This window comes from Lentibacillus kapialis (assembly GCF_014646635.1).
GTDB lineage: Bacteria > Bacillota > Bacilli > Bacillales > Amphibacillaceae > Lentibacillus > Lentibacillus kapialis.
This window is the reverse complement of the sequence record NZ_BMNQ01000053.1, coordinates 1-24,744: the sequence shown is the minus strand read 5'-3', so window position 1 is coordinate 24,744 and position 24,744 is coordinate 1. Positions and strand designations below refer to the sequence as shown.

16 protein-coding genes and 1 riboswitch are annotated in these 24,744 nt (G+C 44.7%); of the genes, 8 read left to right on the top strand and 8 right to left on the bottom strand.

Features of this window, described 5'->3' with window-relative positions; translation table 11 throughout:
* Nucleotides 1-178: 178 nt before the first annotated feature.
* The 4 genes from glyA to IEW67_RS14325 all read right to left on the bottom strand — a co-directional run bounded on the left by glyA (nt 179) and on the right by IEW67_RS14325 (nt 5,093).
* Nucleotides 179-1,516 carry a serine hydroxymethyltransferase gene (glyA, locus tag IEW67_RS14340; RefSeq protein WP_188633774.1) on the bottom strand — a complete coding sequence of 446 codons (1,338 nt, stop codon included), beginning with the start codon at nt 1,514-1,516 and terminating at the stop codon, nt 179-181.
* Nucleotides 1,517-1,533: 17 nt separating this feature from the next.
* Complete coding sequence (locus IEW67_RS14335; protein ID WP_188633773.1) at nt 1,534-2,187, bottom strand: GntR family transcriptional regulator; 654 nt, start codon at nt 2,185-2,187, stop codon at nt 1,534-1,536.
* Nucleotides 2,188-2,266: 79 nt separating this feature from the next.
* Nucleotides 2,267-4,183 (bottom strand): vWA domain-containing protein, encoded by a 1,917-nt coding sequence (locus tag IEW67_RS14330; RefSeq protein ID WP_188633772.1) that lies wholly within the window; start codon nt 4,181-4,183, stop codon nt 2,267-2,269.
* 28 nt (nt 4,184-4,211) lie between these two features.
* Entirely contained in the window at nt 4,212-5,093 is an 882-nt protein-coding gene (locus IEW67_RS14325) for an ATP-binding protein (protein WP_188633771.1), read from the bottom strand.
* 311 nt (nt 5,094-5,404) lie between these two features.
* On the opposite strand from IEW67_RS14325, the gene IEW67_RS14320 reads away from it, so the two are divergent.
* Nucleotides 5,405-9,361 carry a S8 family serine peptidase gene (locus IEW67_RS14320; protein ID WP_188633770.1) on the top strand — a complete coding sequence of 1,319 codons (3,957 nt, stop codon included), beginning with the start codon at nt 5,405-5,407 and terminating at the stop codon, nt 9,359-9,361.
* Between the two features lie 229 nt (nt 9,362-9,590).
* Nucleotides 9,591-9,749 carry a hypothetical protein gene (locus IEW67_RS14315; RefSeq protein WP_188633769.1) on the top strand — a complete coding sequence of 53 codons (159 nt, stop codon included), beginning with the start codon at nt 9,591-9,593 and terminating at the stop codon, nt 9,747-9,749.
* A gap of 124 nt (nt 9,750-9,873) precedes the next feature.
* Here the strand turns inward: IEW67_RS14315 and IEW67_RS14310 are convergent, their stop codons facing one another.
* Entirely contained in the window at nt 9,874-10,398 is a 525-nt protein-coding gene (locus IEW67_RS14310; RefSeq protein ID WP_188633768.1) for a GNAT family N-acetyltransferase, read from the bottom strand.
* A 292-nt stretch (nt 10,399-10,690) separates the two neighbouring features.
* The gene (locus IEW67_RS14305) at nt 10,691-12,370 is read right to left on the bottom strand and encodes a thiamine pyrophosphate-binding protein (protein WP_188633767.1); all 1,680 of its coding nucleotides are present in this window, start codon (nt 12,368-12,370) and stop codon (nt 10,691-10,693) included.
* A 300-nt stretch (nt 12,371-12,670) separates the two neighbouring features.
* Between IEW67_RS14305 and IEW67_RS14300 the strand changes: the two genes are divergently transcribed.
* On the top strand, nt 12,671-14,143 hold the full coding sequence (locus IEW67_RS14300; RefSeq protein ID WP_188633766.1) for an aldehyde dehydrogenase family protein: 1,473 nt from the start codon (nt 12,671-12,673) through the stop codon (nt 14,141-14,143).
* A gap of 569 nt (nt 14,144-14,712) precedes the next feature.
* Nucleotides 14,713-15,744, top strand: coding sequence for a proline dehydrogenase family protein (locus IEW67_RS14295; RefSeq protein WP_188633765.1), 1,032 nt, complete (start codon nt 14,713-14,715; stop codon nt 15,742-15,744).
* A gap of 96 nt (nt 15,745-15,840) precedes the next feature.
* Here the strand turns inward: IEW67_RS14295 and IEW67_RS14290 are convergent, their stop codons facing one another.
* A complete protein-coding gene (locus tag IEW67_RS14290; protein ID WP_188633764.1) occupies nt 15,841-16,950 on the bottom strand; it encodes a PLP-dependent transferase in 1,110 nt (369 codons plus the stop codon).
* Between the two features lie 92 nt (nt 16,951-17,042).
* Nucleotides 17,043-17,146: riboswitch (SAM riboswitch) on the bottom strand.
* Between the two features lie 803 nt (nt 17,147-17,949).
* Here IEW67_RS14290 and IEW67_RS14285 point away from each other — a divergent pair.
* Nucleotides 17,950-19,011 carry a dipeptide epimerase gene (locus tag IEW67_RS14285; protein WP_188633763.1) on the top strand — a complete coding sequence of 354 codons (1,062 nt, stop codon included), beginning with the start codon at nt 17,950-17,952 and terminating at the stop codon, nt 19,009-19,011.
* A 297-nt stretch (nt 19,012-19,308) separates the two neighbouring features.
* On the top strand, nt 19,309-19,962 hold the full coding sequence (locus IEW67_RS14280) for a reverse transcriptase-like protein (RefSeq protein ID WP_188633762.1): 654 nt from the start codon (nt 19,309-19,311) through the stop codon (nt 19,960-19,962).
* 270 nt (nt 19,963-20,232) lie between these two features.
* Here the strand turns inward: IEW67_RS14280 and IEW67_RS14275 are convergent, their stop codons facing one another.
* Nucleotides 20,233-21,342, bottom strand: coding sequence for a branched-chain amino acid aminotransferase (locus IEW67_RS14275; RefSeq protein WP_188633761.1), 1,110 nt, complete (start codon nt 21,340-21,342; stop codon nt 20,233-20,235).
* A gap of 187 nt (nt 21,343-21,529) precedes the next feature.
* Here IEW67_RS14275 and IEW67_RS14270 point away from each other — a divergent pair, with 187 nt between their 5' ends.
* Nucleotides 21,530-22,492, top strand: a complete 963-nt coding sequence (locus IEW67_RS14270) for a bile acid:sodium symporter family protein (protein WP_188633760.1) — start codon at nt 21,530-21,532, stop codon at nt 22,490-22,492.
* 383 nt (nt 22,493-22,875) lie between these two features.
* Entirely contained in the window at nt 22,876-24,567 is a 1,692-nt protein-coding gene (gene ilvD, locus IEW67_RS14265) for a dihydroxy-acid dehydratase (RefSeq protein WP_188633759.1), read from the top strand.
* The last annotated feature ends 177 nt before the right edge of the window (nt 24,568-24,744 follow it).

Genomic DNA, 24,744 nt, shown 5'->3' with positions numbered 1-24,744 from the left:
GTGCGGAGGAGAGATGTATCCGGAGTATTATAAAGGTATGCATGGACAGGAATACAAATTATCGGATATCCTCTAACGAAGTTAGGAAGAAAAGGACCGGGCCGCACTTTGCCCGGTTTTTCTTAAACTAAGCAACGAGGCACTGCCGGCAAAGCGTGCTTCCTTGCTTTTTAGGTTTCTATTCTTTAAAGCAATATTGCAGTTCGTTAAATGACGCCCGCAATTCAAGCACTTTGTTTTTTACATTGTCAGATTTGGTATTATTTTTCACAATATCAGCAATTAATGCTGCGATATAATCCATCTCGGCTTCTTTCATGCCGAGACGTGTGATTTCTGTTGTGCCAATTCTTAGTCCGCTTGGTTCATCCCAATCTTCCGGCCGGTCAGTTGGGATCAAATTCTTATTGGTAATGATATTGGCTTCGGCTAAACGCCGGGCAACATCATAACCACCGCCGAATTCCTTCACATCAAGGATAACCTGATGTGTTTCCGTAAAGCCTTTGTGAGCTCCCAACACTGAAATGCCATGTGACTGAAGCGCTTTTCCGAGTGACTTGGCGTTTGTAACCACTTGGTCCATGTATGATTGTCCAAAAGCAATGAACTCAGCTGCTGCGACAGCCAGTGCGGCTACTCTGTTTACCTGGTGTGTAGCGGCAAGTGCCGGAAATATGGTGTCAGTAATGTTTTCTGTTAAGCTGGGATCATCCCATAAAATAATGCCGCTTTGCGGTCCGCTGAACGTTTTGCCTGCTGATCCTGTTATCACGCTTGCGCCCTCGTTCAGCGGATCCTGGAACTTGCCGGCGGCGATTAAACCAAGCTGATGGGCACCGTCAAAAAATAGTTTGCCATCCCATTCAGATACAATGGCCTTCATTTCTTTTAATGGAAATGGAAAGAGTGTCATCGAAGCGCCGAGTGAGACAAGACGCGGCTGAACTTCGCGCGCTATTTTGGCAAATGCATCCAGATCAACAGTAAGCTCGTGAGGATCCATTGGTACATCGTGTATTTTCAACCCCCTGATACCTGCAGGACCATCATTCCGGTTGCTCGAATGTCCTCCGACCGGTTGACTTAAGGTCATAACCGGATCACCCGGATCGGTTAAGGCGGCATATACGGTCATATTTCCAAGCATGCTTGCAATTAGTCGATGGTCGGCGTAATTGGAACGGAATGCTTTCTTCAACAATTCCATGCAAAGCGCCTCAATCTCGTCAATATACTGTGTACCTGCAAACCAGCGTTGTTTAGGTCCTATGTGCCCTTCCGCAGCTCGAATGCCGACTTCTGATGATAGAAGCTTCCGGACAATCGGACTCGTCGGGGCTTCAGGAGCCAAAAGATTCAAACATTCTCTTCCTCGCCATACCTCATTTTTATTAACGGCATGGACAACTTCGTGAGCTGTTGTTTGATGGGAGGGACTTGACTCTATCAAATCACGTGCCCAATTTAAAACGGAGTCATCATGAACTTCCGGATTCTTTGTCATTTCTGTCATGCTAGGCCTCCTAATTTTTATTCGATAAGCTGGTCACCCAGGCTAAGCCAATTTTGTTCAATTAACGCAACAACCTGCTTATGTTGTTTGGCTTTACCGGCTTGAATAATATTTTCGTGATCTTTAACGGAATGCTCGCCATTGAATGAATCAAATTTTAAATATTCCAGCCTGCGCAGTTTCGGGAGCAGACGATTCAGGACATTGATAATTTCGCTGTTTCCACTGGCTTGCAGAAATACATTATGAAATGCATCATCAGCTTCAATGGCTGCAGTTATGTCTTTCTGGATAAGAGCCATTTTTAAATGTTTATTCGCATCCTCCATGGAACGGTAATCGTCGTTTTTTAAAGAAGGAACAGCCAATTTGGCGGCCAGTGCATGGAGATCAGCGGCAACGACAAACGTTTGTTTCACCTCCTCAGTATTGATTTCGGAAATGCGTGTAAGTGAACCGGGGGTGGAAATAACCAAACCCTCATCTTCCAATCGTTTTAACGCTTCTCTGACCGGTGTTCGGCTAACATTGAATTGTTCAGCCAGTTCTGCATCTCTAACTTTTTGCCCAGGGGATAATTCCAGGCTGATGACAGCCAGCTTTAAACCTTCATAAACCTGATCACTCAATGATTGTCTGCCTAATGATTTAATGGTTGTATGCGATTTCATATACCCAATATATTGGATATCGCTAGTAGTGTCAAGGAAATAACAAAAACGAGATGGGAGCGTCTCCTCATCTCGTCTATCACATTACGTTCAATAGCAATCTTTTCAACAGCGGTGCAAAGTGTTCGGGCAGATCGGCGACAGAAGGGATCATGATGCGTTCTTTACCATAAATGTTGCGCATAAGGTCGTCTTCTTGTTCGCTGATGTCGCCCTCTGCCAGAAACATGCCGATGACGTCCATACCTTTTTTGCGGGTCTCGGAAACGGCGAGGGACGTGTCCACAATGCCATTTTCATTGTAATTGGATGCGGCCGGTTCTCCATCTGAGAAGACGAGCAGGAAGCGGTTTTTTTCACTTCGCGCTTCGAGTTCTTCAGCGGCTGTCCGAATGCTAAAACCATCCCGGTTGTCTTCTTGGGCTTCCAGCTGCATAATGTTCGCACCATGGTTCTGATAAAGCGAATCATGAAAGGAATGGATGTTATGAAAATAATTGGGCTGATAGTGATGTTTTACAGCAGTCGCCTCTTCCCAGAATCCAATGATGGCATGTGGAATATTTAAATCTTTAAGCACTTCATGGAATAGGACAATCCCTTTTTTAGTTTCTTCCATCTTATTGAGCATGGAGGCAGAGCAGTCTACCAGCAGTGTAAAAGCGGCATCCATTTCTTTGGATTCCTCATCTTTTTTGTAAAATAAACGCGGGAATTCTTCAGTAGCAGCCGACACTAGTTTTTTTGACAGACGTCCGCTGGTTAAGTTGCCGCGCGGTGTTTGCCGCTTATGTTCCAGGACTTTTTCAATCGTCTTTGAAAGCCTGCGCTGATAAGGGGCAATCTCCTCAGCATAGTGACGATAGCGTTCCTCTTCCTTGTCTGTCGGCATCTCGGCTTGTTTAATCACTCTGACAGCGTACTGATTCTCCCGGCCATAGGCTCTACTGGTTGCTTCGCTATTCTGCGGGTCCTGCCGTTTTTCCATCGCTTCCATGTCGGAGTAGTTATTCTGATCGCTTTTTCCTGATGAACCTTGAATGGACGCAGTGGCCTGATCGCCTTCTTCGGTTTCACGGGCCCCTTCCCCCATCAGGCTCGAGCGTGTGCCTTGCTCTAATTCGAATTGCATAAAATTTTGCTTTCGGTCGGCATTTTCGTTTTCGCCGTGCCAAGTGGAAAATTGCTGTTCGAATGTTTCGCTGTCTTCCTCGCTGACATCTTCCTCGAGGCTCTCATTAGCAAGCGGATCGGTACGCGTCAGCTCATCAAATGCGTTCTGCTCCGTATAGCTCGAAAGATTAGCGATTGGAAATATGAGATATTCATGCATCATGTCGGTATAATCGGATTCCAGCCGTAAGAGGATTTGTTGGGTTATTCGCGCTATATCGTTTGTATCGCCGGATTCAAACAGCTGGAAAATAAGTGGTTTCACTGTCTTCAGTTTCTTAACCTGTCTGTCATTAGCTGACGGAAAAGAAGGATCAGGTGTATTTGCCTGTGTCAATAAATAAATCAGGCAGTATAATTCATCAAGGGCGAGACTTCGCGTCACATTTGCCTCAAGCTGCTGTGTAAAAAAACGGATTAGATAGTCTCTGCGAATATCGAATAAGGTTGCTGTTCCGGGGCGGTCTTTCTTGACGATTTCCTCGAGCCGGATATTCTCAAACAGTGTGAATAATTGACCGGCGAATTTCGGGAGCTCCGACTCAGATATATCCTTTATAAAACGTTGCATTGCCGGGATATCGGAATGATGCAGTGTGCCAACTGTCCGCAGAAGGATATCGGTTTTGAGTCCGGCTTCCCTTGCTTTAGCATTGCCGATACCCCAATTGGCACTTGCGGTTATTTTATAATGTTCGTTATCAATCGCTGAGCCATAAGCATAGTCAAATTTTAACTCAGGCATTCCTGATAAGACCCCTGTCAGATCCTGCAACTGCAAATAAAGTTGAGTGTCGACATCATGTTCACGGAATCGAAACATATATATTCTCCCATCTCAATTTCCAAGTTTAACCAAAAAGAGTCCCAGCCATGGTCATGACCAAGTTCTTTTCCCGTTCTTCGTCAAGTTTATCGGCAATCGCCCGGCGGATGGCCCGTTTTGGCGGAAGCATAGCACTCAGATCACATGCGTCAATTAAAGCACGGATGGAAGCAGCATCTTCCGCCAGCTTGCCTTGGGCGACTGCTTGAATTAAATCATGAGAAAGACGCACGAACAGGTCAATGGTCCGTTTTTCATCCAAATGGCTCGTATCCTCAATCAGTTTTTTTAATTGCTCCCCTTGCAGATACGGGATATCAATAACGACAAAACGGTTTTTTAGCGCTTCATTCAGCGGGACCGTTCCAACATAGCCTTCATTGATCGCAGCAACTACTCCAAAGCCTTCTTTGGCCGTGATGATTTCCTCTGTAAACGGATTAGTGACGGTACGGCGATAGTCCAGCACGCCGTTAATGAGCGGAAGTGTCTCCGGCTTGGCCATGTTGATTTCGTCAATATAAAGAAATGTTCCATGTTTCATCGATTTGGTGACGGGACCGGGTATAAAGTCAATTATTTGCCGGTCACCGTCGTAGTCAAGGGTTTTGAACCCCATTAAACTTTCCGCGTCCAGATCGACGGAGCAATTCACGTTGAACATCGGCTGATTAAATAAGTTGGAAAGTGTTTCGGCAAACCGTGTTTTTCCTGAACCCGTCGGCCCTTTTAGCAGCACATTTTTCCCCATACTTAAAGCGATAATGGCATCTGACAGCAAATCTTCATCAGGGGGGACATATCCGCCTTTACGGATGAGATCGCTCAATTCATTATTTTGTGTGGTATTTCGAGTATCGTCTATTAAATGCCTGATTGACTCAGGCAGCTGGTGGTATAGTGACATTGCTGTGCTCCTTTCATCCGTTATTGTAACCTTTGTATTGATACCCTGTCATGTGAAGCGTGTTTCCGATAGTCATAAACCACCCATCATTCCAAATAAACCGGCAAAAGTCGGCAAAATATTAAATCATTATGACAAAACATCATACTTTTTAACCAAATAATGACATTTTTATGACTTAATTAGTACTTTTTTACCTAGTACAATTATTGCAAATTGTTTAACATTAATTGTGGATGAATCATAAGTCACACAAATCAGCAGAGGAGGTATCCATTCAGCAGACTATAGTTCGTTTAACGAGGAGGAGTATGATGAAAAGAATTTCAGTTGTATTGATTGCATTTTTGCTGGCTTTCAGTCATTTTTTTCATGTGAGTGCCGCAGAAATGACGGGGAAGCGTCTTCAAGAAAACACGGAAAAGAAGGTAAACACTGAATCGAAATCGTTGAAGGAAACGACAGATCCCGATAAAGAAGTCAGGGTTATTGTTGAATTGAAAGCGGATGCACCTATCGAAAAAGCAACTAAAAAAGGTGTTACGTTTAACAAACTGAAACCAACCGAACAAGAAAAGATGCAAGCTCAGGCCAAACAAGCTCAGAAAACCGTTAAAAACACCATGAATTCGAAAAAAATCAAAGCGAATCATCTTCAGGAATTTTCGACAGTTGTTAATGGGTTCAGTACTGAAGTTAAACAAGGTGATATTGAGACGATTAAAAATATTCCTGAAGTTGACAAGGTACATATCGTAAATAAGTATAAACGCCCTAAGGCGACACCGGATATGAAATACAGCAAAGAGTTGGTCCAAGCTCAACAATCGTGGCGGGATTACGGCTACAAAGGTGAAGGAATGACGGTTGGCGTGATTGATACCGGCATTGATCCATCCCACCGTGATATGGTTCTTTCAGAGACAACAAAGCCGGCTCATACGGAACAATCAGTGCAGGAAGCGATCCAAAAGCAGGATTTACCGGGCGAATTTTACACCGAAAAAGTACCATATGGATATAATTATATGGACGAAACAGATGATATTGTTGATAATGCCGCTGGAGCTTCAATGCACGGCATGCATGTTGCCGGGACAGTTGGAGCTAATGGCGATGAAGAAAATGGCGGTATTATGGGGATTGCTCCGGAAGCACAGCTGCTGGCTTTAAAAGTTTTCGGCAATGACCCGGACGTTCAGTACACATATGGCGATATTTATGTGAAGGCCATGGATGATGCGATTAAACTTGGTGTCGATGCACTTAACTTGAGCCTTGGTTCACCAGCAGGCTTTGTAAATGCCGACTCGCCTGAACAGCAAGCGGTGAAGCGTGCTGTGAATAACGGCGTGCTGGTTTCGATCTCTGCCGGTAATTCGAATAAATTTGCCGATGGATTCTATTACCCGCTTGCCTCAAACCCGGATTACGGTGTGAATGGTTCACCTGGTGTGGCGGAGCATTCGCTGCAAGTGGCATCATACGAAAACACATATATGGATGTTGATGCGGTGGACTATATGATTGATGACACGTCGGGAAGCGTGCCGTTTTTGTCAGCGGGGGATACACATCCATCCGATTATGTGACGAAATCGTTTGACGTTGTGGAAGCCGGTATTGGAGCACCTGAGGATTTTGAAGGAAAAGATCTTCAAGGCAAATATGCTCTGATTCAGCGCGGTGAATTGGCATTTACAGATAAGACTTTGAATGCACAGGAAGCCGGAGCTGAAGGAGCGATTATCTATAATAATGTGGATGGCGTTGTCAACATGGCAACCGATGATGCCATTCATATACCGCAGCTGTTCATGCTGAAAAATGACGGGGACAGGCTTGCCCAAGCTTTGAAAGAGGGTAAAGACGTCACACTGAATTTTAATGGCGGCACAGCAACCATTGATAATCCGGATGCCGGGAAAATGAGTGCATTCTCAGCTTGGGGGCTGACACCGAATCTGGACTTTAAGCCGGAAATAACTGCTCCCGGTGGGCAAATATTATCAACACTGAATGATGACCAATACGGTCTGATGAGTGGGACATCAATGGCTGCCCCGCATGTAGCAGGTGGTGGTGCACTTGTCATGCAACGGATTGACGACGTATTTGAACGTGAGAATGCAGACCGTGTATCCATGGCGAAAAATATCATGATGAATACAAGCAAGTTAGTAGAAATGGATGGTTCCTATGTCTCACCCCGCCGCCAGGGCGCGGGAATGATGCAGCTTCACGCAGCCATGTCCTCACCGGCAGTGGTGACTGACGCAGAAACGAATGAAGCAAGTGTTGCCTTAAAGCAAGTCACTAAAAATAAGGTGACATTTGAACTGACAGCGAAAAACTTAACTGATGAAGCAATCACCTATGATGTGAAAGCCAATGTACAAACGGATCAGCCTGTTGAAAACGGGGGTGATACTCTGGTTGCCCCTAATCAGTTTCCAGCCATGGAGTTGGAAGGAGCAGGGACCGTTAATGGTGAAGATGTCAGTCAAATTGACGTACCGGCAAACGGAAAGGCAACTATTACGGTATCCGTTGATGTCAGTGATGTGGATTCACAATTAATGAAGACATTCACCAATGGCTATTGGCTTGAAGGTTTTGTGACACTGACAGATCCGAATGATGTGAACCCTAAAATTTCCGTACCATATGCCGGATTTAAAGGTGAGTGGGATGATTCGCCGATATTGGACAAGCCTATGTGGGATGACGAGTCTTATTATGAAACGTCCGGTATCGTCACATCAAGCGGAAAAGATGAAAACGGCGATCAGCAATATGATTTTCTTGGGAAAAATTTGCAGACAGATGCGGTGGATCCCGAAAAGATTGCTTTTTCACCAAATGGGGATGGAAATAAAGATGATGCATTGCTTGTCCCATCATTTTTAAGGAATGCAAAAGAAGTCAGGTTTAATGTTTTGAATGAAGACAAAGAAAGCGTGCGTACCATTGCGACCGAATCCTATGTAGCCAAGAACTATTTTGATTCCGGTGCAGGGCCAATGTATTATTTGGATTCATCACGAATCTGGAATGGCAAAATTGATGGTGAACCAGCACCAGAAGGCAACTATTATTTGCAGGTGCAGGCTATTATCGACTATGATCAGGCCGAATGGCAATCGCTTGAAATTCCGATTGAACTGGATACGACGGCTCCCGAATTAGATGCAAACTTTGACAAGGGGTCACAAACGGTAAGTGTTGATGCACAAGATACATCAGATGGTGTAGGTCTTGCTTATTGGGATGTACAAGTAGATGGAGAGAGCATTTTGGATGAGCCATATACAGGTGATGAAACGGAACACAAGTTGACGAAAAAACTGAAACCCGGCCAGACGTTGAGTGTTGTGGCAGCCGACTATGCCGGAAATCGGGCAAAAGAAGTTGCATCAGAAGGTGAAGACACAACCATGCCGGAACTTCACTTAATGGCTCCGGAATTCCAAGGTGTGGAAACATCAAGGGAAGTCGCGTTTACCGGCTATGTAACAGATAACTCCGATATTGAAAATGTTGCGATTGATGGCGAATCGGCTGAACTTGTTTATAACAAGGAAAAAGACCGGTATGATTTTTCAGCGACCATCAGTCATGATAGTGACGGCTACTTTCTGCGGCATATTAAAGCGACAGATAGCGCCGGCAATGAAGCGGAAATTGGACGGCGATATTTTGTAGATACAGAAAAAGCCACATTAAACGTGAATGCACCTGAAAAGACAGATGCTGATCAGGCTAAGGTGTCAGCAGCGATTACCGACAATTTTGATGATATCCGATTGTATGTGGATGGAAGCGAGGTCTATCGCCATGATCAGTCCAAACCGTATGGCATGGAAGGATTTGAAAAAACGGTTAACGATCTGGAATTGAATCTTGAGAATGGCAAAAATGAATTTGAGTTTAAAGTGGTCGACCTTGGCGGGCATGTGACAAAACAGACAATTGTGATTGATAAAGAGAGCGGGACGTCAGAATCCAGCATAAAAGTCATGAAATCCCTTGTTGATGAATATGAAGCAAATGATGAGATTACAAACAAGCGGACAGCGAGACTAATGAAGATGCAATTAACGACTGTCGGCCATTTCGTTGAACGTGGATCAACCGATAAAGCTGTCAAACATATGACCAATTTTAAACAAATGCTTCATCATTATGAAGAAGCCGGCCGGATAACAGAGGAAGCTGCAGCAACATTGCGGACACATGCAGAAAATTTGATTAAGAAATGGAAATGAGCGTCACTATAAGTATTTAATGGCAGCGCTAATCGCCAGATCAGGTTTTACTGAAAGATAATCTGATCTGGCGATTTTTTGGCGTTAACTTATAGACGGAAGTTCATGATAGGGCGCGAAACGAGAAACATGTTCCCGAGAGTGAAAACATGGGCGGGAAAGTTTGTCATAATATATCCTCTGTCGGGAAAGGTAAGCCTGTGCCATAATAAATTGGGAGGAAAGATTTATGTCCGAACAAAATAAAAATCGTAACAAAGATAAGAATAAACAAAACAACAAGAACAAATTTAACAAACAGAAGCCCGATCCTGATGTGGAGTTTGCAAAAGACCGCGAGTTCCTCAATTTGGATAACAAGAGGAACAAGCGGCACCGAAAGAATTGATCTGTGTTTGTCGAGGATAAAAGATGAAGCTGCCGTTCATATCATCGGCAGCTTTTTTGGTATCGTTTCTTAATTGACGCAACAGAAAAAATCCAGAAATGCTGATTATCCCCGAGCAGTGATGTTACTCAACTGTGATCATCTCCCAATAATCCCGCTGAAAGAGACTCATCATGACACAGTCATGGTATTTTCCGTTAACAAAAAAATGTTCTTTTAATTCACCTTCAAGGTGGAAACCGGCTTTTTCATAAACGTGAGCAGCTTTTTCGTTTACCTTCGTGACGATTAAGTACAGTTTATGAAGGTTAAGCACGGAAAACGCGTAATCCATCGCCAGTTTCGTGGCTTTGTCCGCATAACCATAACCTTGGTGTCCAGGGTCGATCATGATGGCAAATTCCGCATTCCGATGCCGCTGTTCGATGTCAAACAGTCCGACAAATCCGAGCTGCTCTTCACCATTAGTCAATATGAATTCGCGGTTTTTCGGGTTATCTTTGTCTTTGTCATAGCTTTCCTTCAGATATTCCATAGACATATAAGACTCACTGAACCAGTAATTCATGATATCAGGATTATTGAACAGTTTGTGCAAAAATGTTAAATCATCTTTTTCAAGTGCGCGTAGCTGAAGGGTGTGTGCCATTTTTAAAAGTCTCCTTTTACTAAAACTTCCGCCCCTATCATATCAAAAGTTATTGTGTGCAGATACATTATGTTTCTGTACAATTCAGGGCGATCAAAAGAATGGCGCCTTTGTTCTAACGTCCGAAAGTAAACATTTTGGAAAACCTCATAAGAACAGTTCGGCACTCGCTATTAGACGAGGCGAATGCCGAGCTTTTCTAATAAAGAAAGTATCAATTCATGGCTGCCACAGTACCTGTCACTGTGGTATTTTTAAATGAACAGGCTTGGGGTCTGTAACCAAAATCCCTTTAATTTCCAGGGCGGAAAGAATCGATGTAGCTTTCGGATTCTTCATAGTGTTTGTTTGTTGGTCCAACTGCTTCCATGTCAACGATAATCATGGAAGGTCTCCGTCGTGTGATGGCTTTTTCCAACGCAACCTTGAACGTATCGGGCGATGTGACTTTTTCAGCTTCAAATCCCATTGATTCACTCAATTTCTTGTAATCCGGATAATCGAGATCGACGGCACTTGTTCGGCCATATGCGGCTGTCTGCAGGTAGCGCAGAATGCCATAGCCGCCATCATGAAATAAAATGACAACAAGTGGCAGATTTTCTTGAGCTGCTGTTGCAAGTTCACCCGCATTCACCATGAATCCGCCGTCACCTGCCATCAGCACGACAACACGATTTTCATCCGCGATTTGCGCCCCGATAGCCATGGGCAGTCCTTGTCCGATACCGCCGCCGGATGCAAAAATAGATGTTCGTGGCTCATAGATATCAATCAGCTTGTTTCCCCACAAGTAAGCCGGGATCGTGACATCACGGACAAGAATAGCATTGTCGGGCATGAGCTCGCGCATACTGTCAGCAAATTGATCATACGGAGAAACGATATTACGTAATTCTGTGCGTACTTGATGACGTACTGATTTGACTTCTTCTGCAAATGCCGGATCAATGGTCACTTCCTGATCGGCAAGCTGTTTGTTCAGCTGTTTCAATATTTGTCCGGCATCACCGACCAGTCCGAACGTTGTCTCATAGTTCAGATTCAAAGCTTCCGGATCAGCATTGATGCCTATATGCTCGGAAGGAACCGGCGTAGCCCAGTCATTGGTTTCTTCACCGCGGAAATGCGTTCCGATACTGATGAGTAAATCTGATTTGTCAAATAACGCTTCTACTGCTGGATCTGCCGCGAAATTTCCTATGCAGAGCGGGTTGTTTTCTGGAATGGAACCTTTCCCTGATTCGCTGGTGACGACTGCCGCCTGCAGTGTCTCAACTAATTGGATGAGTTCCTGTGAGGCATTTGCTTTGATAACACCGCCACCCGCCCAGATAATCGGACGTTTTGCTTCTGTCATTTTATTGATCAGTGTGTCCGGGAGAGCTGTTTCAGCTTGTTTACCATTTCCATCAAAATCAATGATAGTGCTCTCAGGAATGATCATAGTTTGTAAGTCGGTGGGGATGGATACAGTTATCGGCCCTAAAGGCGGCTGCAGTGCCTCAGCAATCGCCTCGGAAATCAATGTACTGGTTTGCTCAGCCTTTTTTAGCACGTGTGCTTTTTTGCTGGCCCCTTCCATCATTGAAAGCTGGTCTTTCGCTTCATGGATGTAGCGCTGGCCTTTTCCAATATAATGGGACGCTACTTCACCTGTAATATGTAAGAGTGGCGTGCCTTGATTCCATGATTCGGTCAAAGAACCGGCAGCATTACCGGCACCGGCGCCTGTACTGGTCAGGACAACTCCCAATTTGCCTGTTGCCCGGGCGTAGCCATCCGCCATATTGACCGCACCACTTTCTCCGCGAGCGGGCACCACCCGGATTGTGCCATTACGAACAATGGCATCGTATATTGGCATATTGTGAATGCTTACAATACCATAAACGACTTCAACGCCTGCCTTAATCAATTGTTCGACAATGGCGTCTGCTGTGGTAAAAGGTCTTTGATCTGTATTATTCATCTTATAACCTGCCTTCCTCTATATTTCAACAACTAACAATCAACAAAAGAAAGCGTTTGCCGAATGTCGTTTTACCTTACCGGACTTTGTACATGAACCTGGATTGCAGGAAGTAATATTTATTCATGTTACCATGAATAAATAGCTTGTCAAATTATATTGTTGCTGCCATAGCAGGATTTGACGATTTAAAGTTGAAAGGTTAAGCTTATTGATACTGAAACGTGATTGGCAATATCCAGTGATTTTTAGATGATTATCGGTCGAAGCATTACCATTAAAAATCAGGGAGTAGATAAGATGATGCAATTAAATATGTATATTGATGGTCAATGGACTGATTCAAAAGAATATAAGCAACGCGATATCCTCAATCCCGCTAATGGTGAGATCATTGCAAAAGCATCGGAAGGCACAGTTGAGGAAGCTAAAAACGCCATTGCAGCAGCCAGACGAACTTTCGATGAGGGCACTTGGCCGGATATGGCACCTGCTGAACGGTCAGCATTCTTGTACAGGATTGCCAGTGAAATTGAGGCACATCATAATGAATTAACCAAGCTTGAGACATTGGATAATGGCAAAACACATGCCGAAGCCGGTTATGATGTCAGTGATGTTGCAGACTGCTTCCGTTATTATGCAGGACTCATCCGCCAACCGGATGGTCAAGCATATGATGGTCCTGACCAAATTCAGACAATGGTTGTGCATGAGCCAATCGGGGTATGTGGTTTGATTGTACCTTGGAATTTTCCACTACTGATGAGTGTTTGGAAAATGGCACCGGCTTTAGCAGCTGGAAATACGATTGTTTTAAAGCCATCAGAAGTGACACCGGTAACGGCAGTAAAGCTGTTTGAGATTTTTGAAGCAGCAGGATTGCCAAAAGGTGCAGCTAATCTTTTGTTGGGGAGTGGGGCTGCTGTAGGCAATGAGCTGGCCGAAAGTCATCAGGTTGATAAAATTTCGTTTACGGGTGGAACGGAAACCGGCAGGACTATTATGAAAGCGGCGTCAGGTAATCTGAAAAAGATTTCGCTTGAACTCGGGGGCAAATCACCTAACATTGTGTTTGCAGATACGGATTTGGAAACGGCTGTTGATTACGCCCTGTACGGCATATTCTTTGGTGCAGGTCAGGTCTGTTCTTCCGGTTCGCGCATATTAGTGGAAGAATGTATCCATGATCAATTTGTCGAACGGTTTGTTGAACGAGCCAAAAAAATTAATGTCGGTCCTGGTAATGATTCGCAATCCGAAATGGGTCCGCTTGTCATTGAAGACCATATGAATAAGGTTCTGTCGTATATTGCATTGGGAAAGGAAGAAGGCGCCCGCCTGTTGTGCGGCGGCTACCGGATTGAAACCGATGCATTAAGAGACGGTTTTTTTGTTGAGCCGACGGCGTTTACTGACACAACTGAAAATATGAAAATCGTTCAGGAGGAAATCTTTGGCCCGGTCGCTGTTTTTCAAACCTTTAGTGATGAGAAAGATGCAATACGGTTAGCGAATAATACGGATTACGGTTTAGCCGGAAGCGTTTTTACCCGGGATGGCAGCAAAGCACTGCGTGTTATTAAAAAAGTTCGGGCAGGGATTACATGGGTTAACACTTACCATACGTCTTTCAGCGAATCGCCGTGGGGTGGCTATAAACAGAGCGGAATTGGTCGTGGTCTTGGTACGTACGGCTTGGAAGAATTTCAGGAAGTAAAGCAAATCAATATCAGTCAGCAAGTGGAACCTGCCGGATGGTTTTCTGAGTAATACGTTTGTTTCAATGACTGTCACTTAAAGTAGCCGTGAGGAGTTTCCAATCATCGTTCTGATTTTTCGTTAACTCATTATTTTTGACCCGATCCTTGGCTTTTAGGGCGATTCACGAAAGGTGCGGAATGCCCGAGTTAGCGTGCATTTTTGTAGCGGATGTTCACGTAGGCGAGTGCCTGCATTCGATTTATGGCCCGACATAGGTGTGATGAATAAAATGCGGCACCCTGCAAACTCCCTTGAAGTGCGTGTTCAAAAAGGAGGATAAAAAGGACCAAGAAGTTCAAGGCGGCGCAGTTTCGAGCAGCGAAAGGGTATACTTATAGATACATGAGCACAAGTAATGCTGCCCTGAATCCGCTTCGCACGCAGGAAAAGTGTTTTTCTTTTCCAAGGAGCGGAGAAACAAGCCAACGAAGAAATTCGAAGTGTCATTTTTACCGGACTTTTTGAACAACCTCTTGAAACTACCAATTTATTTTTTTATACAATTTATAGTATAATAGGATTATCATTTACTTTAACTATAGACTTACAATGTAAATCAAGGCGAGGGAGTTTTCATCATGGCAAATATTACACGGGATTTTTTCATCGGACTATCCAATAATCGCTTTTTAAATACACAGGCGAAAAAATGGGGATTTTCCCTGGGCGCTGATAAGTTTGTTGCGGGTACAACCGTTGACAGTGTTATGGAAGCGGTTAAAGCATTGAACCGTCAAGGAATCAGCTGTACGCTTGATAACCTGGGCGAGTTTGTATCGGATAAACGAGAAGCCTCAGAGGCCAAAGATAACATTATGACACTTCTGAATACCATTTATAAGGAAAACGTAGATTGCCACTTGTCGGTTAAATTAACACAACTCGGTCTGGATATTGATCAAGCTTACTGCATTGAGAATATGCGGGAAATTCTCGCGAAAGCCAGCCAGTATGATATTTTTGTCAATATTGATATGGAAGACTATTCACATTATGATCAGACGCTGGAAGTGCTGGATGCTCTGCGCAATGATTATGACCATGTCGGAATCGTTATTCAGTCATACCTTTACCGTGCAGAGGATGACATGGCGAAGCTGAAAGATGTCCGGGTCCGCATCGTCAAAGGCGCTTACAAAGAAAGCGAAGAGGTGGCCTATCCCGACAAACAGGCGATTGACCGCAATTTTTTAAAACTCGCCAAACAGCGGCTTCTGGGCGATACATTCACATCCATCGGAACACATGATCATCATATCATTCATGAATTGCAAGCGTTTGTTGACGAAAACCATATTGATCGTGATAAATTCGAATTCCAAATGCTTTACGGCTTCCGGAATGATATGCAGAACAACCTGGCTCATGAAGGCTATCATGTTTGCACGTATATTCCGTTTGGCGATGACTGGTTTGGTTACTTCATGCGCCGTCTTGCTGAGCGTCCGCAAAACATGAATCTGGTTTTGAAAGACACCTTTTATACCGAGGATAACAAGCTGAAGAAAGGGCCTATTGCTGCCGGTGGTGCAGTAGCCGCTGCCTCCGCATTAGCTTTCTGGTGTGTAAAGTCAAATCAACATAAAAAAAAGACTGATGCAGAAGCATGATGGTTAAAGTGCCGCTTATACACGGCACTTTATTCAGGCTGTTTTGACCCGGTACAGGAAAAGGCTTCGCGGGGGCTTTGATATGATAAGCTTCTATTACTCTATTGCCGCAAATGCCTGTTCAAGATCCTGAATCAAATCATCTGCATGCTCGATTCCAACTGACAGTCGTAAGAGTTCGTTGGTCAGACCATATGAACTGCGCACGTCTTCAGGAATTTCAGCATGTGTCTGTGTCGCTGGATAGGTAATCAAACTTTCGACCCCGCCAAGACTCTCGGCAAATGTAAACAGTTTTAATGTCTGCAAAAATGGCACGACACGATTTTCGTCATCCAGGAAAAAGCTCAGCATGCCGCCTTTGCCGGGATAAAGAACGTTTTTTACAAGCGGCTGATTTTTAAGATAGGTCATGACTCGTTTGGCGTTTCCTTCATGCTGGCGCATCCGTATAGGGAGTGTTTTCATGCCGCGCATGACGAGCCAGCAGTCAAAAGGTGACAACGTTGCTCCTATTGAATTATGGATATAAGTGAGTTCTTCGCTTATTCCTTCTCCTTTGGACACAACGACCCCGGCCAGTACATCATTATGTCCGGCAAGATATTTAGTGGCACTGTGGATGACCATATCGGCCCCGTCATCAATCGGATTCTGGATATAAGGCGTATATACCGTGTTGTCGACAATGAATAAAAGGTTATTCGCTTTAGCAATGCCCGAGACAGACGTCATATCAATATTTGTCATGAGCGGATTTGTCGGTGTCTCAATAAAAATTGCCTTTGTGTTTGATCGGATTTGTCTTTCCAGTTCATGTTCATCGCTGCCGCTCCAATATGTAAATTCAAAATTCTGTTTCTGTTCAAGCAAGTCAAAATAGCGATAAGATCCACCGTAGACATCACGGCATGTTATGATGTGATCACCGCTTGCAAACAGGGAAAAGGCAAGCTGAATCGCACTCATTCCGGAGCTGGTGGCAAAAGCTTTGTCGCCGTTTTCGAGGTTGGCCATTGCTTCTTCAAAGACATCCCGTGTCGGATTACCGGTCCGCGTATAATCGTAGCCATTGCCATGCCCGACTTCACTGTGTCTGTAAGATGTGGATAAGTAAATCGGGGTGCTGACCGATTTTAATGATTCTTCTTTCCGGTTGCCGATCTGGGTAAAGGCTGTTTCACTGTGATGCTGCTGATGCGACATGGTATCTCTCCTCCGAATAATGAATGTGTCGTAACGCGTCATAAATGAAAAAACCCCTTCCGATAAGAAGAGGGTAAACGCGTACCTGTTAGCTCTTATCTTAAAAGCGTGACGCTTTCTGGAATTGGCACAGTACTATAGAAAGTCTGCTGCCGAGGCTTCGCCGGGCCAGTCCCTCCACCTCTCTTGATAAGAAAAAAGTCACTATGAAATTGGTAATGCTTAATAATTTACAGGGAAATTTAATGATTGTCAACAGATATTTCAAGTTTGTTCACTTTCTCATGCTGTAGCAGCAGGATTATGTTATTATTTTTTGTAACGTCAGAAAGTATAAAATGGTTGACCTTATAAGAAACGCTTCGGCATTCGCTATAAGGCGAGGCGAATGCCGCGTTTTTCTAGAAAGATCAGAAAGTATATAATTTTTAGCCCTATTGATACTTCGTCGAATATTGCCACGTCCGGCTCTAGCACTAATGCTGTAGCGTGACTCCTCAATAAGTCAATAGCGATTCGCTTGCGCTCCTAAAGTGTTTCCTTTATCTCCCGTGGGCCCTGATCGGCTAAAACCGCCGCGATAGTTTTGCCCTGTTTTCACACGAATAGCGGAATGAGGATTCATTACAACCCTGAAAAGAGCGCTTTGTATCCATTTAGCGGAATGAGGATCCGCTCGGTTTGGATAATCCGACTTCGGCGGTTCCTGATTCCGCTATATGCTTTCTGGAATTGTGAGCTTGGGCTGGGGTCCTCGAGACAAAATTCAACTGTGAAATGTGTGGAGGGGAAATGTATCCAGCGTATTATAATGGCGTACATGGACAGGAATATAAATTATCGGATTTTCTCTAACGAAGATAGAAAAAAGACCGGGCCGCCTTTTGCCGAGTTTTTCTAAAATATTTACTTTTCCATCGAAGTGGCGTACAATGATATGAAAAAATGAAGTGTCGCTTTATAATTCCGGTTCAGGAAAATGACAAGGGAGAATGCGTATTGAAAATTACTGACATACAAACAAAGAAAACATCCAAGCCATTGGAAAAAGTGTTTAAAACAGCACTGCGCGAGGTTACGGAAATTGACGTCATCGATGTTAAAGCTGAACTGGAAAATGGTATGATCGGCATTGGTTCGGCTGCTTCCACCTGGCAGATTACGGGGGAATCACTCACGAGTATTCAGGCAGCGATCGACGGTCCGATTAAACAAACTGTTCTTAATGGCGATATTGAAGGATTAGAGGGTATTTTAACAAAAGTGGAGACAAGCTGTGTCGGCAATACAAGTGCTAAGGCCGCGGTTGATATTGCGCTGCACGATGTTTATTGTAAATTTTACAATCTGCCGCTGCACCAGTATCTCGGTGGCGGTTACCAATATCCTGAAACAGACATGACGATTAGCATTGATACGCCGGAAGTCATGCAACAACATGCGAAGGAGCGTGTCAAACAAGGGTATAGCACTTTGAAGGTTAAAGTGGGAAATGACGAATCAATGGATATCAGCCGGATCGAAAAAATACGTAAGGCTGTTGGCTCCGGGATAGCGTTGCGTTTGGATGCCAATCAGGGATGGACGCAAAAGCAGGCGGTTAAAATCATTCGGTATTTAGAAGAAAATGCGGGCGTTGAACTGATTGAACAGCCAGTACCCGCTCATGATGTTGAAGGGCTGAAGTATGTCCGCGAACGGGTTGATCCGCCAATTATGGCAGATGAAAGTCTTTTCTCCCCGTTTGATGCTTTTCGTCTGATGCAAATGGAAGCGGTTGATTTATTGAATATTAAACTGATGAAATGTGGTGGGATTCGGCGGGCAAAACAAATTGCTGATACAGCACAGAGTGCAGGGATAAAATGCATGATTGGCAGCATGATGGAATCCAGCGTTTCCGTAACCGCCGCAGCCCATCTGGCCTATGCGCACAGCAACATTACATACTACGATCTTGATGCCGCGTTATGGCTGAAGGAACAGCCTGAAAAAGCCGGCATCACATGGCGCGGCGCAACAGCTGAGTTGTCCACTAAGCCGGGACTGGGATTCAGCTGAATTTTTTCCAAGCCGTTTTCATAAGTTTTGATGTTTTTCACATCGCAGTTGAGATGAACTACGACACAACTTTAAATAGAAGTCAGTGCGTCTTCTACCGCTCTGGAAAAACAGGAGACTGAAGCGTTGCCCGCGGAAAGCGACTGCCCGAAGCGGAAATCAATCCTGTCACTACGTCGCCGTTTATGGATTATGCGGCAATAATCTTTTAGAAGGCAGTCTCCCTGAAAATAATGACATGATATAACGGGCATACTGTTTGAGACGATTGAACATACACACAAAGGTGATTTTGCCATGAATGTCAGAATTGAATTTTCTTATATAACACCTAAAGGCACGGAGACTTCCTTCAGCTCCGATGATGTGCGTGCGGCCAAAGCACTACTTCTGGCTGAAGATCTGGAAAAGAGCGGCCGTGCAAAAGACATAGTACTCGTGGATAAATATGAAAACAAATGGACGACGAAGGAAATGATGAAACAGATGGAGGCTATTAAGACGGAGCCACATGAGGTGATTGTTTATTTTGATGGCGGATTTGATCGGACCACCGGAAACGCCGGTTTAGGCTGTGCCATCTATTATGAGCAGGACGGCAAATCGTGGCGTCAGCGCCAAAAAGCTTTAGTCGAGGAGTTGGAGACCAACAATGAAGCTGAGTATGCAGCACTTCATTTAGCCGTGCAGGAGCTGGAATTAATGGGTGTTCATCACTTAACAGTTACGTTTGCCGGTGACTCGCAGGTTGTGATCAATCAGTTGAAAGGGGAATGGCCGTGTTATGAAGCCATATTAAATGATTGGGCTGATCGAATTGAAAGTGTTTTTGCCAGGATCGGAATTGATCCGGAATATAAGCTTGTTTCCAGAAAGTATAATCAGGAAGCGGACCGACTCGCGTCACAGGGATTAAACGGGATTGATGTAACAAGCACAATTGAGCTTTAGTTTTTGGTTCGCGCAAGTAATGAAGCAAATCGCACAAACATGATAGATTTCGCATGGTGAACCTATTTTTTTGTAACGTCAGAAAGTATAAATGATGGATGACCTTATAAAAAGCTTCGGCATTCGCTATAAGACGAGGCGAATGCCAAGTTTTTCTAATGCGGCAAATCTCTCAAATTGCATGGCACCCCAATCATTCTTGCGATGGATTTTTATCCGTAAAAAACCCGGCATACATAGTTTGCCGGGTTAGTTACATTATCATGATTATTAGCTTGATGCTTTCAGTGCAGTTTGTTTGATATCTTTAACTTTTTCAATCCAATCAAATGGGTCCTGGATTTTGCCATATTGGATACCGGTTAATGTGTCGTACAGACGCTTGGCAATCGATCCGGTTTTGCCTTCATTGATTTCGAGATGCTTTTCGCCGCGAACCAGCTCGCCAATCGGTGAAATAACAGCGGCTGTGCCGGCACCGAACGCCTCTTCTAGTTTGCCGTCCTTATGCGCCTGAATCACTTCTGCCATTGAAAGTTTTCGTGTCTCAACCGGGACGTTCCAATAGTTCAGCAGTTGAATAACGGAATTTCGGGTAACACCTTCCAGAATACTGCCATTCAAGGCAGGGGTTACGACTTTACCATCGATTTTGAAAAAGACATTCATGCTGCCGACTTCTTCAATATACTTTCGCTCAACACCGTCAAGCCACAGTACTTGGGCAATGCCTTCTTCTGCCATTTCCTGAGCTTTGAGGCTTGCTGCATAGTTTCCGCCGGTTTTTGCTTCCCCGGTTCCGCCTTTGACGGTGCGTACATAATCGTGTTCGACAGCTATTTTAATCGGATTGATACCTTCTTTGTAATAAGCACCAACCGGTGACAAGATAATAATAAATTTATAATGACTTGATGGTGCTACACCGAGAAAGGCCTCAGTTGAAATAATAAATGGGCGTATATAAAGGGATGTTCCTTCTGCCTCAGGTATCCAGTCTTTTTCCAGTCCAACAAGCTGTTTGAGTGCTTCCAGGGCAAAGTTCTCGTCAATCGGCGGGATGCAAAGCCTGTTGTTGGAATGGTTCATCCGGCTGAAATTCCGCTGCGGGCGGAATAATTGAGCGTCCCCGTCTGATGTGAGATACGCCTTCATTCCCTCGAAAACTGATTGGCCGTAATGGAAAACCATTGCCGACGGATCGACATTCAATGGCTCATAAGGCACAATGCGTGGATCATGCCAGCCTTTGTCATCCGTATAATCCATCAAAAACATGTGGTCAGTAAAAAATCTTCCAAACTCCAACTGGTCTGATTTAGGTTTCTCCTTGCCTGAAGAACAGACTTCGGTTCGGATTCCTTGTTGTTCCTCCTCCATGTCGACATCCCCTTGTGTAAAAAGTTGTATACAATCATAGGATAAAATTCGATCAAAAGCAAGCCCAAAAATTTATTTTTTGGATATTGTTACAATGTTTTAAAAATTGGACTTCCTTTGCCCAAATGAGTGTGCTATAATCTCAAGTTATCGAAATATTAATGTCGATACGCTAGGAGGGAAAAAGATGAGAATATTAGAGAAAATCAGTGATTTTGCGGGAAATACATTTGCTGTCTGGGTCATCCTGTTTGCCGCTTTGAGCTTAATGTTTCCGGGAGGTTTTGCGTGGATTGCACCTCATGTATCGCTGCTTTTGGGGATTATTATGTTTGGTATGGGGCTAACGCTCACGCTAGATGATTTTAAAGGTGTGCTCAAAGCGCCGGTTAGTGTTCTAATAGCTGTTGTATTACAATATACAGTCATGCCGCTTGTGGCGTTTGGTCTTGCTGTAATCTTTCAGCTTCCGCCGGAAATTGCAGCCGGTGTCATCCTGGTAGGCTGCTGTCCGGGTGGAACAGCGTCAAACGTGATGACATTTTTGGCAAAAGGCAATACCGCGCTGTCAGTATCGGTGACTGCTGTGTCTACTGTCCTTGCACCGATACTGACGCCTGCATTGACTCTACTGTTTGCCAGTCAATGGCTGCCGGTATCTGCTGCTGACATGTTCATATCGATTGTGCAAATTGTGCTGATCCCGGTTGTATTAGGCATTGTTGTCCGTTTGCTGTTCAGTAAGCAAGTTGATAAAAGTATAAAAGCATTGCCTTTGATTTCTGTTATTGGAATTGTGGCTGTGGCGTCTGCTGTTGTAGCGGTTAACCGTGAGGATATACTCACAACCGGTCTGCTGATTTTTTCAGTGGTTATATTGCATAACATACTTGGGCTCGCAATTGGTTATTTATTTGGCAAACTGTTCAAATTTGATTTTGCTGATCAGAAAGCCGTTTCGATTGAAGTGGGTATGCAGAATTCCGGACTTGGGTCTGCGTTAGCGCTTGCCCATTTTTCACCGATAGCCGCTGTTCCGAGTGCTCTGTTCAGTGTCTGGCACAATATCTCCGGTCCGGTTCTTTCAACCTGGTGGGGTAAACGGACTGGTAATTCACCAAAAGCTGATGGGGACACTAAAACAGGATGATTGACTGATTCAACCGGGTATTATCTTAAACTCGTGCGAGAGTGCTCTGAACTTGAGCGGGAATCAACCAAACTCGTGCGAGAGTGCTCTGAACTTGAGCGGGAATCAACTAAACTCGTGCGAGAGTGCTCTTGACTTGTGCGGGAATCAACTAAACTCGTGCGAGAGTGCTCTGAACTTGAGCGGGAATCAACTAAACTCGTGCGAGAGTGCTCTGAACTTGAGCGGGAATCAACTAAACTCGTGCGAGAGTGCTCTGAACTTGAGCGGGAATCAACCAAACTCGTGCGACAGATGCAATACCCTAACATTCCAATTATAAAACATTGAATTATTTAAAAATGAGGCATATAATTATCGGAAAAAGAAAGGTGGTCTGCGGGATGGAAAAAGATTTACGCATTAAAAGCCAAGTATTCAGTGACGATACGATGCGGGCACCGAACCGCGCAATGCTGCGGGCGGTCGGTCTAACTGATGAAAGTTTTGAAAAGCCGATGGTCGGCATCGCCAGTACTTGGAGTGAAGTTACACCGTGCAACATTCACATCGATGATTTGGCTGTCAATGCCAAGAAAGGGGCAAAAGAGGCGGGTGCGACACCGCTCATTTTCAATACAATTACTGTATCTGATGGTATTTCAATGGGAACGCAAGGGATGCGCTATTCGCTGCCGAGCCGCGATTTGATTGCTGATTCGATCGAAACGGTTGTCGGTGCGGAAAATCTGGATGGTTTTGTGGCCATCGGTGCCTGTGATAAAAATATTCCAGGCTGCATGATAGCGATTGCCAATTCCGATGTGCCGGCTGTTTTTGCCTATGGCGGGACAATTGCGCCGGGATCGCATAATGGCAAGGATATCGATATTGTGTCTGTCTTTGAAGGTGTCGGAAAACATAACAACGGTGATATCGATGATCAAGAACTCAAAAATATCGAGTGCAAGGCATGTCCCGGTGCCGGTGCATGCGGCGGCATGTATACTGCTAATACAATGGCATCAGCGGTTGAAGCGATGGGGATGAGCCTGCCCGGAAGTTCATCAAATCCTGCTGAATCCGAAGCAAAAGCCGCTGATTGTGCTGCTGCCGGTGAAGCCGTGTACAAGCTGTTGGAAAAAGGCATTTATCCTAAAGATATTATGACGAAAAAAGCATTTGAGAATGCGATGACGGTTGTGATGGCACTGGGCGGCTCGACAAATGCCATTCTGCATCTTCTTGGAATGGCCCATGCTGTTAAGGTAGATATCACCATTGACGATTTTAATCGGATCCAGGAAAAAGTTCCACATTTGGCTGATCTGAAGCCGAGCGGACAATATGTTATGCAGGATCTGCACTATTCCGGTGGCGTACAGGCTGTCATGAAACTGCTTTATGAAGCTGGCTACTTGCATGGGGATTGTCTCACTGTAACGGGACAAACTGTTGCGGAAAATCTGGCGGAAGCACCATCACTTACAGAAGACCAAAAAGTGATTGCACCGCTTGATAATCCGAAACGTACGGACGGACCGCTCATTGTCCTGAAAGGTAATTTGGCCCCACGTGGAGCGGTTGCCAAAGTATCAGGCGTTAAAGTGAAACGGCATACCGGCCCAGCGCGTGTCTTTAATACCGAACAGGAAGCAACTGAAGCTGTCAGACAGAATAAAATCCAGCAAGGGGATGTACTGGTTATCCGCTATGTCGGACCAAAGGGCGGACCCGGCATGCCTGAAATGCTTTCAGTATCCAGTCTGCTGGTTGGAAAAGGCATGGGTGAACAAGTCGCTCTGTTGACTGACGGCCGTTTTTCGGGTGGAACCCACGGGCTTGTTGTCGGGCATATCGCCCCCGAAGCGCAGAATGGCGGTCCGATTGCCTTTTTGGATGAGGGCGACCATGTCACGATTGATTCCGACAAAAAAGAAATAAGCGTTGATGTTTCCGATGAGGAACTTGAACGACGCAAGCAGGAGTGGATTGCCCCACCGCTTTATAAAAAAGGTGTTTTAGGTAAATATGCACACAATGTGTCCTGTTCTTCAAAAGGTGCCGTGACCGATTATCCGGATGCTACGGATTAAAACAGAAAAGCACATGGGAAGAATAACCCCCGCGTCAAGCCGCCGGGGTTATTTTTAGTGCGCCGGGCATGTGCTATGTCTAGGGAGTGAAAGTCTCCTGCGGGCTTGGTAGTAGGAACCGCTAGCCAAAGACAAGGGTGTCCACTGCGAGGTGGAATCGGAAGGAAGTCGGCGGCA

Excerpts from the sequence above, each read along its gene's own strand:
- glyA (WP_188633774.1), bottom strand. The coding sequence starts at position 1,516 with ATGACAGAAATGACAAAGAATCCGGAAGTTCATGATGACTCCGTTTTA.
- IEW67_RS14335 (WP_188633773.1), bottom strand. The coding sequence starts at position 2,187 with ATGAAATCGCATACAACCATTAAATCATTAGGCAGACAATCATTGAGT.
- IEW67_RS14330 (WP_188633772.1), bottom strand. The coding sequence starts at position 4,183 with ATGTTTCGATTCCGTGAACATGATGTCGACACTCAACTTTATTTGCAG.
- IEW67_RS14325 (WP_188633771.1), bottom strand. The coding sequence starts at position 5,093 with ATGTCACTATACCACCAGCTGCCTGAGTCAATCAGGCATTTAATAGAC.
- IEW67_RS14320 (WP_188633770.1), top strand. The coding sequence starts at position 5,405 with ATGATGAAAAGAATTTCAGTTGTATTGATTGCATTTTTGCTGGCTTTC.
- IEW67_RS14315 (WP_188633769.1), top strand. The coding sequence starts at position 9,591 with ATGTCCGAACAAAATAAAAATCGTAACAAAGATAAGAATAAACAAAAC.
- IEW67_RS14310 (WP_188633768.1), bottom strand. The coding sequence starts at position 10,398 with ATGGCACACACCCTTCAGCTACGCGCACTTGAAAAAGATGATTTAACA.
- IEW67_RS14305 (WP_188633767.1), bottom strand. The coding sequence starts at position 12,370 with ATGAATAATACAGATCAAAGACCTTTTACCACAGCAGACGCCATTGTC.
- IEW67_RS14300 (WP_188633766.1), top strand. The coding sequence starts at position 12,671 with ATGATGCAATTAAATATGTATATTGATGGTCAATGGACTGATTCAAAA.
- IEW67_RS14295 (WP_188633765.1), top strand. The coding sequence starts at position 14,713 with ATGGCAAATATTACACGGGATTTTTTCATCGGACTATCCAATAATCGC.
- IEW67_RS14290 (WP_188633764.1), bottom strand. The coding sequence starts at position 16,950 with ATGTCGCATCAGCAGCATCACAGTGAAACAGCCTTTACCCAGATCGGC.
- IEW67_RS14280 (WP_188633762.1), top strand. The coding sequence starts at position 19,309 with ATGAATGTCAGAATTGAATTTTCTTATATAACACCTAAAGGCACGGAG.
- IEW67_RS14275 (WP_188633761.1), bottom strand. The coding sequence starts at position 21,342 with ATGGAGGAGGAACAACAAGGAATCCGAACCGAAGTCTGTTCTTCAGGC.
- IEW67_RS14270 (WP_188633760.1), top strand. The coding sequence starts at position 21,530 with ATGAGAATATTAGAGAAAATCAGTGATTTTGCGGGAAATACATTTGCT.
- ilvD (WP_188633759.1), top strand. The coding sequence starts at position 22,876 with ATGGAAAAAGATTTACGCATTAAAAGCCAAGTATTCAGTGACGATACG.